General features: G+C 66.9%; 11 protein-coding genes. 8 read left to right on the top strand and 3 right to left on the bottom strand.

Annotation, left to right across the window (positions count from 1 at the left end; translation table 11 throughout):
- Positions 1-5: 5 nt before the first annotated feature.
- Positions 6-3,269 (top strand): error-prone DNA polymerase, encoded by a 3,264-nt coding sequence (locus ATF69_RS11635; RefSeq protein WP_146871043.1) that lies wholly within the window; start codon positions 6-8, stop codon positions 3,267-3,269.
- A 72-nt stretch (positions 3,270-3,341) separates the two neighbouring features.
- Here the strand turns inward: ATF69_RS11635 and ATF69_RS11630 are convergent, their stop codons facing one another.
- Together ATF69_RS11630 and ATF69_RS11625 are read right to left on the bottom strand one after the other, a co-directional pair.
- Positions 3,342-3,911: a YdeI/OmpD-associated family protein gene (locus ATF69_RS11630; protein WP_146871042.1), complete on the bottom strand. Its 570-nt coding sequence runs from the start codon at positions 3,909-3,911 to the stop codon at positions 3,342-3,344.
- A 157-nt stretch (positions 3,912-4,068) separates the two neighbouring features.
- Positions 4,069-5,490, bottom strand: a complete 1,422-nt coding sequence (locus tag ATF69_RS11625; protein ID WP_244303711.1) for a lytic murein transglycosylase — start codon at positions 5,488-5,490, stop codon at positions 4,069-4,071.
- Positions 5,491-5,663: 173 nt separating this feature from the next.
- Between ATF69_RS11625 and sbcB the strand changes: the two genes are divergently transcribed.
- The 3 genes from sbcB (at position 5,664) to ATF69_RS11610 (ending at position 9,875) form a co-directional block, all read left to right on the top strand.
- The gene (gene sbcB / locus ATF69_RS11620; protein ID WP_146871041.1) at positions 5,664-7,112 is read left to right on the top strand and encodes an exodeoxyribonuclease I; all 1,449 of its coding nucleotides are present in this window, start codon (positions 5,664-5,666) and stop codon (positions 7,110-7,112) included.
- Between the two features lie 149 nt (positions 7,113-7,261).
- Entirely contained in the window at positions 7,262-8,509 is a 1,248-nt protein-coding gene (locus tag ATF69_RS11615; protein WP_146871040.1) for a cystathionine gamma-synthase family protein, read from the top strand.
- A 37-nt stretch (positions 8,510-8,546) separates the two neighbouring features.
- Positions 8,547-9,875: a protein kinase domain-containing protein gene (locus ATF69_RS11610; RefSeq protein WP_056746086.1), complete on the top strand. Its 1,329-nt coding sequence runs from the start codon at positions 8,547-8,549 to the stop codon at positions 9,873-9,875.
- Positions 9,876-9,938: 63 nt separating this feature from the next.
- On the opposite strand, the gene ATF69_RS11605 is transcribed toward ATF69_RS11610, so the two are convergent.
- Positions 9,939-11,168, bottom strand: coding sequence for a nucleoside recognition domain-containing protein (locus ATF69_RS11605; protein WP_099730105.1), 1,230 nt, complete (start codon positions 11,166-11,168; stop codon positions 9,939-9,941).
- Positions 11,169-11,445: 277 nt separating this feature from the next.
- Between ATF69_RS11605 and ATF69_RS11600 the strand changes: the two genes are divergently transcribed.
- From ATF69_RS11600 to ATF69_RS11585, 4 genes are all read left to right on the top strand, one after another.
- Complete coding sequence (locus tag ATF69_RS11600) at positions 11,446-12,159, top strand: YebC/PmpR family DNA-binding transcriptional regulator (protein WP_056062254.1); 714 nt, start codon at positions 11,446-11,448, stop codon at positions 12,157-12,159.
- A gap of 84 nt (positions 12,160-12,243) precedes the next feature.
- Positions 12,244-12,540, top strand: a complete 297-nt coding sequence (locus ATF69_RS11595; RefSeq protein ID WP_015014301.1) for a DnaJ domain-containing protein — start codon at positions 12,244-12,246, stop codon at positions 12,538-12,540.
- Complete coding sequence (locus tag ATF69_RS11590; RefSeq protein ID WP_056746082.1) at positions 12,537-13,112, top strand: hypothetical protein; 576 nt, start codon at positions 12,537-12,539, stop codon at positions 13,110-13,112. Before ATF69_RS11595 ends, ATF69_RS11590 begins: the two co-directional genes overlap by 4 nt.
- A gap of 5 nt (positions 13,113-13,117) precedes the next feature.
- Positions 13,118-13,879, top strand: coding sequence for a hypothetical protein (locus tag ATF69_RS11585; RefSeq protein ID WP_146871039.1), 762 nt, complete (start codon positions 13,118-13,120; stop codon positions 13,877-13,879).
- Positions 13,880-13,933 lie beyond the last annotated feature (54 nt).

Below are 13,933 nucleotides of genomic sequence, written 5' to 3'. Positions count from 1 at the left end.
TGTCCATGGGTTTGACGCGCCGACATCCTTCACAGGCCACTGCGGTGCCAGGCCCCGCAGCGGGCGCGGGCGAGCTGCCGGGCTATGCCGAGCTGCACTGCCTGTCCAACTTCAGCTTTCAGCGCGGCGCATCGCACCCGCAAGAGCTGGTCACGCGTGCTGCCCAACTCGGCTACCGGGCGCTGGCGCTGACGGACGAATGCTCCGTGGCCGGCGTGGTGCGTGCCTGGGGGGCGGCCAAGGAATGTGGCCTGCACCTCATCGTGGGCAGCGAGTTTTTGTGGGGTGACCTGCGGCTGGTGGCGCTGGCGCGCGATGCCGAGGGCTGGGGCAACCTGTGCGAGTTCATCACCGCCGCCCGTGCCGCCGCGCCCAAGGGGCAATACCGTGTGGCGGCGGACAGCCCCTGGCACTTGCTGCAGGGGTGCGAGCTGCTGCTGGCACCATGCCGTCAGCGCTTTGATGCTTCTGATTTTGTAGCAATCAGCGCATGTATCACTAGCGCTACCGGCCAGTTAGGCTCTCAAAAGGCTCCGCATGTGTGGCTGGCGGTCGAATTGCACCAGGCCGCCGACGACAGCCTGTGGCTGGCCACGCTGCAGCGCGTGGGCGCTGCACTGCAGCTGCCGCTGGTGGCGGCGGGCGACGTGCACATGCACGCCCGCTCGCGCAAGCCGCTGCAGGACGTGATCACCGCCGTGAAGCGCGGCTGCACCGTGGCCGAGTGCGGCTTTGCGCTGCAGCCCAACGCCGAGCGCCACCTGCGCCAGCGCGTGCGGCTGGCGGGCATCTACCCGCCCGAATTGCTGGCGGCCACGCTCACCGTGGCCGGGCGCTGCACTTTCAGCCTGAGTGAGATCCAGTACCGCTACCCGCTGGAGACCGTGCCCGAGGGCATGACACCTGCCCAGGCACTGGCCTGGCTGGTAGAGCTGGGGGTGCGAAGCCATTACCCGCTGGGCGCGCCCGAGGGCGTGCAGGCGCAGATCCGCAAAGAGCTCGACCTGATCGCGCACTGCGGGTATGAGATGTATTTCCTGACCGTGCACGACATCGTGCGGTTTGCGCGCAGCGTGGGCATCCTGTGCCAGGGCCGGGGCTCGGCGGCGAACTCGGTGGTCTGCTACGTGCTGGGTATCACGGCGGTGGCCCCCGAGCAGTCCCACCTGCTGTTCGAGCGCTTCATCAGCAAGGAGCGCAGCGAGCCGCCCGACATCGACGTGGACTTCGAACACGACCGGCGCGAAGAGGTCATTCAGTACATCTACGACAAATACGGCCGCGACCGCGCCGCCATCGCCGCCGTGGTCACCTGCTACCGCACACGCAGCGCCCTGCGCGACGTGGGCAAGGCCCTGGGCGTGGCGCCCGCCCTGGTCGATGCGTTTGCCAAAGACCACCACTGGTTTGACGAAACCTTTGCCACCGACCGCCTGCAGGAGCTGGCCCAGGCGGTGGGCGTGTCGCTGCACCGGCACATCGCCCGGCTGTGGCTGGAGCTGGCTGCCGACCTGAAGGACTTTCCGCGCCATCTGAGCCAGCATGTGGGCGGCTTTGTGCTGACCCAGGGCAAGCTCACGCGGCTGGTGCCGGTGGAGCCCGCCAGCATGAAGGACCGCTCCGTCATCCAGTGGGACAAGGACGACCTGGATGACATGGGCCTGCTCAAGGTCGATGTGCTGGCCCTGGGCATGCTCAGCGCGCTGCGCCGCTGCCTCAACCTGCGCGCAGCCCTGCGCGGCGAGCACTGGGGTCTCAAGGAAATCCCGCGCGAAGACCCTGCCACCTACGACATGATCTGCGCCGCCGACACCGTGGGCGTGTTCCAGATCGAAAGCCGCGCCCAGATGAGCATGCTGCCCCGCCTGCAGCCGCGCGAGTTCTACGACCTGGTGGTCGAGGTCGCCATCGTGCGCCCCGGCCCCATCCAGGGGGGCATGGTGCACCCGTATCTGCAGGCGCGCGAGCGCCGGCGCAAGGGCGAGCCTCTGCAACTCGAAAAGCCGGAGCTGGAGGACGCCCTGGCGCGCACGCTGGGCGTGCCCATCTTCCAGGAGCAGGTGATGCAGATCGCCATGATCGCGGCGGGCTTCACCCCCGGCATGGCCGACGACCTGCGCCGCTCCATGGCCGCCTGGAAGCGCAAGGGGGGCGTGCATCGCTTTGAAGAGCCTCTCAAACAAGGCATGAAAGACAGGGACTACCCCGCCGAATTTGCCGACCGCATCTTCCAGCAGATGCTGGGCTTTGGCGAATACGGCTTTCCTGAAAGCCACGCCCACAGCTTTGCGCTGCTGGCCTATGCCAGCAGCTGGCTCAAGTGCCACGAGCCCGCGTGCTTTTTGGCGGCGCTGCTCAACTCGTTGCCCATGGGCTTTTACAGCGCCTCGCAACTGGTGCAGGACGCCCGCCGCCACGGCGTGCGCGTGCTGCCCATCGACGTGACCGTGAGCGACACCGACTGCACGCTGGAGGGCAACCCCGAGCCGCTGCGCCCCGCACGCGGCCTGGGCGCACCGCCGCTGCCCCAGCCCGCCGTGCGCCTGGGCCTTCGGATGGTAGGCAGCCTGCACGGAGATGCCGCCCGGCGCCTGCTGCACGCCCGCGCCACAGGTCCCGCCTTTGCCAGCACCGAAGACCTGGCCCTGCGCGCCCAACTGAGCCAGCAAGACCTGCAAGCCCTGGCCGCCGCCGACGCCCTGGCCAGCCTGTCGGGCCACCGGCGCCAGCAGATGTGGGACGCCGCCGCCCAGCACAGCGCGCCGCCCCTGTGGCGCGACGTGCCCGTGCACGAGGCCCCGCTGCAACTGCCCGAGGCGCCCGAGGGCGAAGAAATCCTGTTCGACTACGCCGCCACTGGCCTCACGTTGCGCCGCCACCCCCTGGCCCTGTTGCGCCCCCGCCTGGCCCGCTGGCGCCTGCAAACCGCCCTGCAACTGCACAGCGCCGCCCACGGCCGCAAGGTGCGCGCCTGCGGCATCGTCACCGTGCGCCAGCGCCCTGGCACCGCCAAGGGCACCATGTTCGTCACGCTGGAAGACGAAACCGGCCCCGTCAACGTCATCGTCTGGCCCGCCCTGGTCGATGTGTGGCGCAATGCGCTGCTGCGGTCACAGCTGCTGGCGGTGGAAGGGGTGTGGCAATGCAGCGCCGGCCCACCCGGCAGCACGGCGGTGGTGCGCCACCTGGTGGCCCAGCGCTTCAAGGACCTGACGCCCCTACTGGGCCGCATGGGGCAGGCGCTACAGGGGAGCCGGGATTTCCATTGAGTGCGTGCAGATGAGCTCCAGCCCGTTTCTCCGGGCGCCTGCTTGCCATTCCTGGGAGATGGCCAACGGCTCCTAGGGGTGGAGCCTTTCGCCATTGCTCAGCATCTGAACAAATTCAGCGATTTTTCTTGCGCGTGTCTCGGCCTTCTTGACGCTTTGAATGCGAAACAAGATGGCAAACCTGTTTTTGCTATTGAGCGTTGCAAAAAACGCCTGGGCTTGGGGGTTGGCATTCAGGGCCCGTTGCAAGTCGTCGGGGACTGTAGACGTGCGCGCTGACGCGTAAGCCGCATCCCATCGTCCGTCCTGCTGGGCCCGTTCGATGGCGGCCAGGCCAGCTGGCCGCATTTTGCGGGCACTGATGAGCGCCTCGGCTTTTTCCCTGTTGATCCTGGACCAGATGCTCTTGGGGGTTCTGGGTGTAAAGCGTTGAAGCCAATAGTGCTGGTCTTCCGACTGCTTTTGGCCGTCAATCCAACCGTGGCAAAGAGCACTCTCCAGTGCTTGTGAGTAGGTGACGGTGGGCTGCTCGGCAGACTTCTTGGCCACGCGCAGCCACACGCCGGGCGAGGTACTGCCATGGCCCTCCAGCCAGGCATCCCACTCCGATTGCGTCGCGAAGGTCAGTTTGGGATCAGTCATGGTGCGTTGACAAAAATCCTAACGGATGAAAAGCATTTCCCCATACCCAGTGGCTGCAGCGCATGGCACCCCTGGGCTACCTTGGTGAGGGCGACTCCTCATCAGCACACCCGCTTAGTGAACAGGGCAGCGCATCTGTGTTCCGGTCTGCCAGTCTTCAGGGCGCCTGCAGCTTTTGCAGCAGTTCCAGCGTCGGATAACCGTCGGCCACTGTGCCCAGGCTGCGCTGGTAGCCGCGCAGGCCTGCGCGGGTGGCGGGGCCCATCACGCCGTCGGGGGTGCCTGCGGCAAAGCCTTTGCGGTTCAGGGCTTCTTGTAGGGCTTGCAGTTGTGCGCGCGACAGCGGCTCGATGTCGCGGGGCCATGGGGCGGCCACCGGCCCCCCGCCGTCGATCCGCCGCGCCAGCAGCGCCACGCCCAGCGCGTAGTTGACCGAGTTGTTGTAGCGCAGGATGGTGCGAAAGTTGTTGCCCACCAGAAACGCCGGGCCCCGTGCACCCGCAGGGGTAACGATGGAGGCCCCGGCCATATCGGGCAGCGGCGCCCCGTCGATGGACCGCAGCCCTTCGGACTCCCACTGGGCCATTGTCTGGCGCACGGCGGGGTCGGCGCGGGCGTGGTCGAACGTGGGGGGCAACTGCACTTCGGCCCCCCAAGGCTCGCCAGATTTCCAACCCGACCGGGCAAGGAAATGTGCGGTGGAAGCCGTCACATCCGGCACGCTGCCCCAGATGTCGCGGTGCCCGTCGCCGTCGGCATCCACAGCGTAGGCCAGGAACACCGAGGGCAGGAACTGGGTGTGCCCCATGGCCCCGGCCCACGATCCGATCATGCGGTCGGCGGCGATGTCGCCCTGGTCGATGATGCGCAGCGCTGCCAGCAGCTCGGTCTGCGCCCAGGCGCGGCGGCGGCCTTCATACGCCAGGGTGGCCAGTGCATCCACCGTGCGGAAGGTGCCAAAGTTGCTGCCGTAGTTGCTCTCCATGCCCCAGATGGCGGTGATGACGCTGGCCGGCACGCCGTAGCGGGCGGCTGCCGCTTGAAGCGCGGCGCCATGCGCCGCCAATTGCGCTTGGCCCTGGGCGATGCGCTGGGGGGAGACGGCGCTGTCGAGGTACGCCCATGGGGTGCGGGTGAACTCGGGCTGGGCGCGGTCCAGCTCGACCACGCGGGGCTGCCACTGCGCCTTGCCCAGCACGTCGCGCACAGTGGCGGGGCGAATGCCGGCCTCCAGCGCCTGGGCCGAAAAGCTGCTCAGCCATTGGGCAAAGCCGGCCGTGTGGTCGGCATCGGGGCTGGCCTGTGGCGGTGTGGCGGCTGTGGTGGGTGAAGCTGTGGGCGGTGTGGCCGCAGCCACAGGTTTTGCTGCGGGTGTGGGGGTGGGGCTGGGGGCTGACGCGCAGCCCGCGAGGGCGAGGGCGAGGGCAGCTGCCAGGGCCACTCCGGCAACGCCTGTGGGGGCGTGGGAAGCGGCGACGGGCAGGGCGGGGGCGCGCCCCAGGGAGCAATGGGAAGCAATGAAACTGGGCATGCGCCATTGTCCCGCGTGCCAGCCCGCGTACAGGGGGCGAATGTGCATCAGTCCGTATGGTGAATATATTTACTATGTTTTTGATAGCTGCTTGCGCATGTTCCACTAGCGCTTGCGGCCAAAAACACTGAAAAATGCGGTTACAGTGGCGGCTTTATCGCCTTGCGCCCCGCCCGCCGTGCGCGAGCCTCCGCCTGCAGCCCCCTGTTAGCCTACCGACCATGGCGCCCCACACCTTTCTCTGGCACGACTACGAAACCTTTGGCGCCAACACGCGCCGCGACCGGCCCGCGCAGTTCGCGGCCATCCGCACCGATGCCGAGCTGAACGAAATCGGCGAGCCGCTGATGCTGTACTGCCAGCCCGCCAACGACTATCTGCCCGACCCGGTGTCGTGCCTCATCACCGGCATCACGCCCCAGCAGTGCCTGGAGCAGGGTGTGCCCGAGCACCAGTTTGCCGCGCGCATCGAGTCCGAGTTCGCCCAGCCCGGCACCATTGGCGTGGGCTACAACACCATCCGGTTCGACGACGAGATCACGCGCTTCATGTTCTGGCGCAACCTCATCGACCCCTATGCGCGCGAGTGGCAGAACCAGTGCGGCCGCTGGGACCTGCTGGACGTGGTGCGCATGACCTATGCGCTGCGGCCCGACGGCATCACCTGGCCCAAGAAGGAAGACGGCGTGACGCCCAGCTTCAAGCTGGAGCACCTGTCCAAGGCCAACGGCCTGCAGCACGATGCCGCGCACGATGCGCTGTCGGACGTGCGCGCCACCATTGCGCTGGCACGGCTGATTCGCCAGCACAACACCAAGCTGTTTGACTTTGCGCTCAGCCTGCACAAGAAAGACCGTGTGGCCGCCGAACTGCGCCTGCCCGCCACCACGGCCACGGCGCGGGCTTTTTTGCATGTCTCGGGCATGTTCCCCACCGAGCGCGGCTGCCTGGCTGTGATGTGGCCGCTGGCCAGCCACCCCACCAACAAGAACGAGCTGATCGCCTGGGACCTGGCCCACGACCCACGCGAGCTGGCCACGCTGAATGTGGAGGACATCCGCCTGCGCATGTTCAGCAAGGCCGACGCGCTGCCCGAGGGCGTCACGCGCCTGCCCATCAAGACCATCCACCTGAACAAGTCGCCCATGGTGGTGGGCAATGTGAACACGCTCACGCCCGCGCTGGCGCAGCGCTGGGGCATCGACCTGGCCCAGGCCGCACAGCACGCCGAGGTGGCGCGCGCGCTGCCCGACATGAGCGGCATCTGGCCGGCGGTGTTTGCCCGCCCGCAAGAGCCGGCACCGGATGTGGACCAGGACCTGTACGGCGGTTTTGTGGGCAACAACGACCGGCGCTTGCTGAACGACCTGCGCACCCTGAGCGGCGACCAACTGGCCAAGGCGCGTGCGAACTTTGATGACCCGCGCCTGGCCGAGCTGCTGTGGCGCTACCGGGCGCGCAACTTTCCGCAGACGCTGTCGCCCGAGGAGCAGGAACGCTGGGAGGCGCACCGCGCCGCCTGCCTGTTCGACGGGCAGGGCGGGGCGCGAACGGTAGAGCAGCTGTTCACCGAAATCGACGAACTCTCGGAGACCGCCGACGACGAGCGGACGCAGGACATTCTGGGCGCCTTGTACGATTACGCTGAACACATCGCACCGGAGCGATGACTCCCCCTGAGGCGCTGCGCGCCTTCCCCCGGAGGGGGACGCACCCGGTGGCCTGGCAAAGCCAGTTCCACGGGTGCACTGGCATCAGGGCGCGCCAGTAGTGATCGCCCCGTCTTGTAAGTAGCCACGCAGAAACAGCGCAGATTTTTATGACGACACCGCAGAACCACAGTTTCACCACCCAGATCGTGCATGCCGACCGCCTGGGCGGCGCCGAGCACGGGGCCATCCACAAGCCCATCCACACCTCGGTGCAGTACGGCTACGAGAATGTCGAGGACCTGATCGCCGTCTTCCAGGGCACCGCCAAGGGCGGCTTCAACTACGCGCGCCAGGGCACGCCCACCACGGCGGCGCTGGAGGCCAAGATCACGCAGATGGAGCGCGGTCACGGCTCCATCGTGTTCTCCACCGGCATGGCGGGCATCTGCGCGGTGTTCCTCACCCTGCTCAAGGCGGGCGACCATCTGGTGGCCAGCCAGTTCGTGTTTGGCAACACCAACAGCGTGTTCGGCACGTTGGCCGACCTGGGCATTGAAGTGACCACGGTGGACGTGACCGATGCGGCCAATGTGGCTGCCGCGCTGCGCCCCAACACCCGCATGGTGTTTGTCGAAACCATTGCCAACCCCGGCACGCAGATCCCCGACCTGGAAGGCATTGGCGCGCTGTGCAAGGCGCATGGCGCGCTCTACGTGGTGGACAACACCGTGGCATCGCCCTACCTGTTCCGCGCAGCCACGGTGGGCGCGGGGCTGGTGGTCAACTCGCTCACCAAGAGCATTGGCGGGCAGGGCGATGCGCTGGGCGGCGCCATCACCGACACGGGCCTGTACGACTGGTCGGGCTACCCCAACATCTTTGCGGCCTACCGCAAGGGCGACGCGAAGGGCTGGGGCCTGCAGCAGCTGCGCAAAAAGGGCCTGCGCGACATGGGCGGCACGCTGTCGTCCCACGCCGCCCACCAGCTGGCCCTGGGCGCGGAGACTTTGTCGCTGCGCATGGACCGCACCAGTGCCACCGCCCTGGCGCTGGCGCAGCGGCTGGAGGCGCACCCGGCCGTCTCGCGCGTGCTGTACCCCATGCTGCCCTCGCACCCGCAGCACGCCTTTGCGCGCAAGCACCTCAAGGCGGGCTCGTGGCTGCTGTCGTTCGAGCTGCGCAACCCCGACCAGTGCCTGGCCGTGTGCAACCGCCTGCAGTTGCCCATCAAAGCCACGGGGCTGGCCGACACGCGCACGCTGATCATCCCGGTGGCGCACACCATCTTTTGGGAGGCCGGCCCCGCCGTGCGCGCCACCATGGGCATTGCCGACAGCATGATCCGCCTGTCGGTGGGCCTGGAAGAGGCGGACGACCTGCTGGCCGACTTTGAGCAGGCGCTGGCCGGAGCCTGACCCCACCTGAACTGCCCACCCTGACCGGGAGCCCGCCATGGCCACTGCCACCTCTGCACCGCCCGCCAACATCGGCAAGTACCGCATCGAGCGTGAACTGGGGCGGGGCGCCAGTGGCATCGTGTACCTGGGGCTCGACGGCTTCCGGGGCCGCAAGGTGGCCATCAAGCAGACCCACGCGCACCTGCTGAAGGTGCCCGAGCAGGCCGAGCGCTACCGCAAGCTGCTGCGCAACGAGGCCGCGCTGTCGGGCCGCCTGCGCCACCCCAACATCGTGCGCCTGCTGGATGCGGACGAAGAAGCGCTGCCGCCCTATCTGGTGCTCGAATACGTGGACGGCCAGCCGCTGTCCGACTTTGCAACGCCCGACACCTTGCTGCCCGTGCCCCAGGTGCTGGACATTGCCTTCAAGTGCTGCAACGCGCTCGAATACGCCTACCGCGAGGGCCTGGTGCACCGCGACATCAAGCCCGCCAACCTGATGCTGGCGCGCGGCGGCGATGTGAAGCTGACCGACTTTGGCGCCGCCCTGTCGTTGCGCAGCGATGCCACGCAGCTGTCCGGCCTGGTGGGGTCGCCCTCGTACATGTCGCCCGAACAGGTGCGCGAGCAGGACCTCACCCACCACAGCGACATGTTTTCGCTGGCCGTGGTGGTGTACGAGCTGCTCACCGGCCGCCGCCCGTTTGATGGCGACACCGACTTCGCGACGCTCTACAAGATCAGCAACGAGACGCCCACCCGGCCCAGCCTGCTGCGGGCGTCGTTGCCTGCGCATGTGGACGAGGTGTTGCTGCGTGCGCTGGCCAAGCAGCCCGCCGACCGCTTTGCCACCTGGGCCGACTTTGCCCAGGCGCTGCTGGCGGCGCACCGGGGCCTGCCCCGCCAGAAGTCGCAGGACACCGAGGCCGAGCGCTTTGCACGCCTGCGGGCGCTGCCGTTTTTTGCCGACTTTCACGACGTGGCGCTGTGGGAGCTGATGCGCCTGGGCAGCTGGCGCCGGCTGGAGCAGGGCACGGTGCTGATGCGCGAGAACACGCCCGGCGACTCGTTCTGCATCCTCATCGAAGGCCAGGTGGCCGTCAGCCGCCAGGGTTGGAACCTCAGCACGCTGGGCCCCGGCGTGACCTTGGGCGAGATGACCTACCTGCGTCCCGACAACCGCATCCGCACCGCCACCGCCGTGGCCGAGACCGAGGTGCTGGTGCTCAAGGTGCGCAACCCTGCGCTGCGCGAGGCGTCGGAGGATTTGCAGTCGCGCTTTGACAAGGCCTTCATCAAGCTGCTGGTCGGGCGGCTGATTGCCACCAACGAGCAGCTGGCTGAGTGGGAGCTGGTGGCTGCGCCAGGGCCCGCTGGCGGTTGATGCTCTGATTGCTACTTAATTGATAGCTGCCAAGGCATATTGCACTAGCGCTACCAGCAAAAACTATCCAAAAAATCGGTAGCACACCACAATGGCGGCCACCACGCCCGCCAGCTCGGCCAGCAGCGCGCAGCCCACGGCGTGCCGTGCGCGTTGGATGCCCACCGCTCCAAAGTACACGGCCAGCACATAAAACGTGGTCTCGGTGCTGCCCTGGATGGTGGCGGCGGCCAGGGCGGCGAAGCTGTCTACGCCCTGGGTCTGCATGGTCTCGATGAGCATGGCGCGCGCCGCGCTGCCTGAGAACGGCTTGACCAGGGCGGTGGGCAGCGCGTCCACAAACCGGGCGTCGGCGCCCAGCGTGGTCACGCACCAGCGGATGCCATCCAGCACGTAGCCCAGCGCGCCCGAGGCCCGGAACACGCCCACGGCGCACAGCATGGCCACCAGATAGGGCAGCAGACCCTTGGCTACGTCAAAGCCTTCGCGCGCGCCCTCGATAAACGCCTCGTACACCGGCACCTTGCGCCACGCGCCCAGCGCCACAAACAGCACGACCAGCGCAAACAGCGTGAGGTTGCCCAGCAGCGACGACAGGGATGCCAGTGCGGCGGCACTCAGCGTGGTCAGCAGCGCCATGAACCCGCCCAGCACCAGCGCCACGGGCAGCAGGTAGGCCAGCACCACGGGGCTCCACAGCGGCAGGCGCTGCACCACGGCCACGCTCAGCAGCCCCACCAGGGTGGAGGCAGACGTGGCCAGCAGGATGGGCAGGAAGACCAGCGTCGGGTCGGGCGCACCCTGCTGCATGCGGTACATGAAGATGGTCACCGGCAGCAGCGTGAGGGACGAGGCGTTGAGCACCAGGAACAGGATCTGTGCGTTGGTGGCGGTGTCGGGCTCGGGGTTCAGCTCCTGCAGGGCCTTCATGGCCTTCAGGCCCATGGGCGTGGCCGCGTTGTCCAGCCCGAGGGCGTTGGCGGCAAAGTTCAGCGTCATCAGGCCCAGAGCAGGGTGGCCCCGGGGCACACCCGGCATCAGGCGCAAGAACAGTGGGGCCAGCCACCGGGCCAGGGCATCGACCAGGCCCGCCCTCTCGGCAATCCGCAAAAAGCCCAGCCACAGCGTGAGGGTGCCAAACAGCAGCACCATCACCTCGACCGACAGTTTGGCCATGGCAAACAGCGCTTCGACCATGGCCGCAAAAATCTGGGCGTTGCCCCCCACCAGCCATTGGGCCAGGGCCGCGATGGCCGCCGTGAGGAAAAAGCCCAGCCAAAGGGTGTTGAGCATCAGTGCACCGGGCAGGGGTCAAAGGAAGGAGCTTTGCGCATGTCGCCGAGGTTAACTGCACCGCTGCGTGCAACTGGCGGAGAGCGTGGCGGAAGGACAACGAAAGTGTCCATAGTGGTCAGTGGTACCCTATAGGGTTCGGTCGGAAGTTGCACACCCATCCTCTGGGGGCTGTTCGGGAGGCGTTTTTCCTCCCGGCGGCTCCTGCATGGCTGCAGTAACTCCCACACACGGCGCCCCAGCGCGCCGCATTCACATCAAGGAAAAGAGATCCATCATGGGCGCGCAGTGGAAAGCAAAAGGCAAGGCACAGGTGGCCGACGCCAAGGGCAAGCTGTTTGGCAAGCTGGTCAAGGAAATCACCGTGGCTGCGCGCGGCGGTGCCGACCCGGCCAGCAATGCCCGCCTGCGCCTGGTGGTGGAGCAGGCTCGCAAGGCCTCCATGCCCAAGGACACGCTGGAGCGTGCCATCAAGAAGGGCTCGGGCACCGGCGCGGACGCGGTGAACTACGAACGCGTGATCTACGAAGGTTTTGCCCCCCATCAGGTGGCCGTGATGGTTGAATGCCTGACCGACAACGTGAACCGCACGGCCCCCGAGATGCGCGTGCTGTTCCGCAAGGGCCAACTGGGCACCTCAGGCTCGGTGGCCTGGGATTTCAACCATGTCGGCATGATCGAAGCCGAGCCCGCCACCCCCGACGCTGACCCCGAACTGGCCGCCATCGAGGCCGGTGCGCAGGACTTTGAAGCGGGCGACGAAGAGGGCACCACCACCTTCTGGACCGACCCCACCGACCTCGACCTGGTCAGCCGCGCGCTGCCCGCCCACGGCTTCACGGTGCTGTCCGCCAAGCTGGGGTACAAGCCCAAGAACCCTGTGAACCCCGCCAACCTCACGGCTGAGCAGCTGGAGGAGGTTGAGAACTTCCTGGCGGCCATCGATTCGAACGACGACGTGCAAAACGTGTTTGTGAGCCTGGGTGGTTGATGTGCGCGCGCAGGCGCCGGCACAGGTGCTGAAGAGGGTGTCCTGGATGGCGCCCCTGGCTTTGACGGACGGACTGACTGTTTCATGACTGCTGACCACTACGCAGCCCTTGGGCTGGCGGCCAACGCGTCGCTGGCGGACATCAAGAAGGCTTTTCGCCAGAAGGCCTCGTTCTACCACCCCGACCGCAACACGGCGCCCGACGCCGCACAGCGCTTTGCCGAGGTGCAAAAGGCCTATGAGGTGCTGTCTGACGACGACGCCCGCCAGGCCTATGACGACAACCGCCGCCGCAATCTGCTGGACGACCCGCTGCAGACCGCCCAGGAGATCTGGCAGGCCTACAGCGCACGCATTCTTTCTCATCCTTCCGCCCTGTGAAACTTTCTCCCTATTTTTATGACCTGCGCTCGGCCTACCAGGCCGAGCTGGACGACCTGGTGTCCGACTCCGAGGGCAACGACGTTCTGCGCAAGCGCCTGGCCGAAAAGCGCAACGAGATGGCGTTTTTGGTGCAGATGATGGAACTGGCCCCCGAAATGGTGGCCGTGGTCTTTCACCGGGGCTTTCGCTTTACCAAACCGGCTGCACTGGAGCATCTGTTGGGCTTGCCGGTGAACGAGCTGCCCGACTGGCACAGCCTGACCCATGCCGTAGCGTTGGAGCCCTGGGCAATGAGTCTGGCCCAGACCGTGTTGCGCGAGCCCCAGGGCGCACGCTTTCTGACGGTAGCCGCCGGCCTGGAATACCTGCAACAGCACGCGCGCCTGGCTCCGGCTGCAGCGTCGCATGGCGACAGCGATGCCGAGGACGATGGTGAAGATGCCGCCGAACACGACGATGACTACAGCGCCCTGAGTGCCGACGACGCGGTGGACCCGCAAAACAGCCGTACGCGCGAAGAGTCCAGCGCCAACTGGCTGGCCGATGTGGGCTTTGAGCGCAAGGAATGACGACCATGAGCAGCAGCAACCAACACCTGGCCCTGATCACCAAGACCACCAGCCTCATTGCGGCCGGTGACATCGTGGGCGCCGAGTCGGCGCTGGCCGAACTGGCCGACAGCGATGGCGACGGCGCGCTGATGGTGGTGCTGGACCAGCTGGCGCCCAAGGACATCCTGGCCGTGATGCACGAGTACGACGACTCCAAGGCGTCCGTGGTCAACATGCTGGTCACGCCCGAGCAGTTTGCGCGCGCGATGGTGCTGGAAAAGCAGTACAAGGACCTCACCCACACCCACCTGCGCAACATGGTCAACGCCGTGGTCTTCCGCGACGATGCCGACCCGGTGGAGTTCCTCACCGCGATTGGCGACCTGGAGGGTGGCGCCGAGGCCCTGGCCAACTACTTTGCCGAAAAGTGGAGCCGCATCGAGGCCTTTGCCCGCACCGGCACCTTTGACGCCACCGAAGACTACGGCGTCACACTGAGCGACGACGAGCTGCTGGCCTCGGGCTATGTGCAGCCGCGCATCGACCTCGATGAAGTGGCCGACCGCGACTGGATGCAGATGGCCTGGCTGCTGCGCTATGAGTGCCGCGACCTGTTCATCGAGATGCTGCTGGTGCTGCGTGCCAAGGCCCGCGCGTTTGACCAGGGACTGGAAGAGGGCGAAGAGACGTCCGAAGAAGACGATGGCAAGTTCGAGACCAGCGAAACCGACCGCGGCAAGGCCACGCCTGCCGCACGGGCTTCCGACGAAGAGTCTGCCATTTAGTGAACAACCCCCTGAGGCGCTTCGCGCCTTCCCCCTTCTCTCGAATGGCTGTGC

This window comes from Acidovorax delafieldii (assembly GCF_007993815.1).
GTDB lineage: Bacteria > Pseudomonadota > Gammaproteobacteria > Burkholderiales > Burkholderiaceae_C > Acidovorax > Acidovorax delafieldii.
The sequence above is the reverse complement of the archived record's forward strand: the minus strand, read 5'-3'. Positions and strand labels throughout refer to the sequence as shown.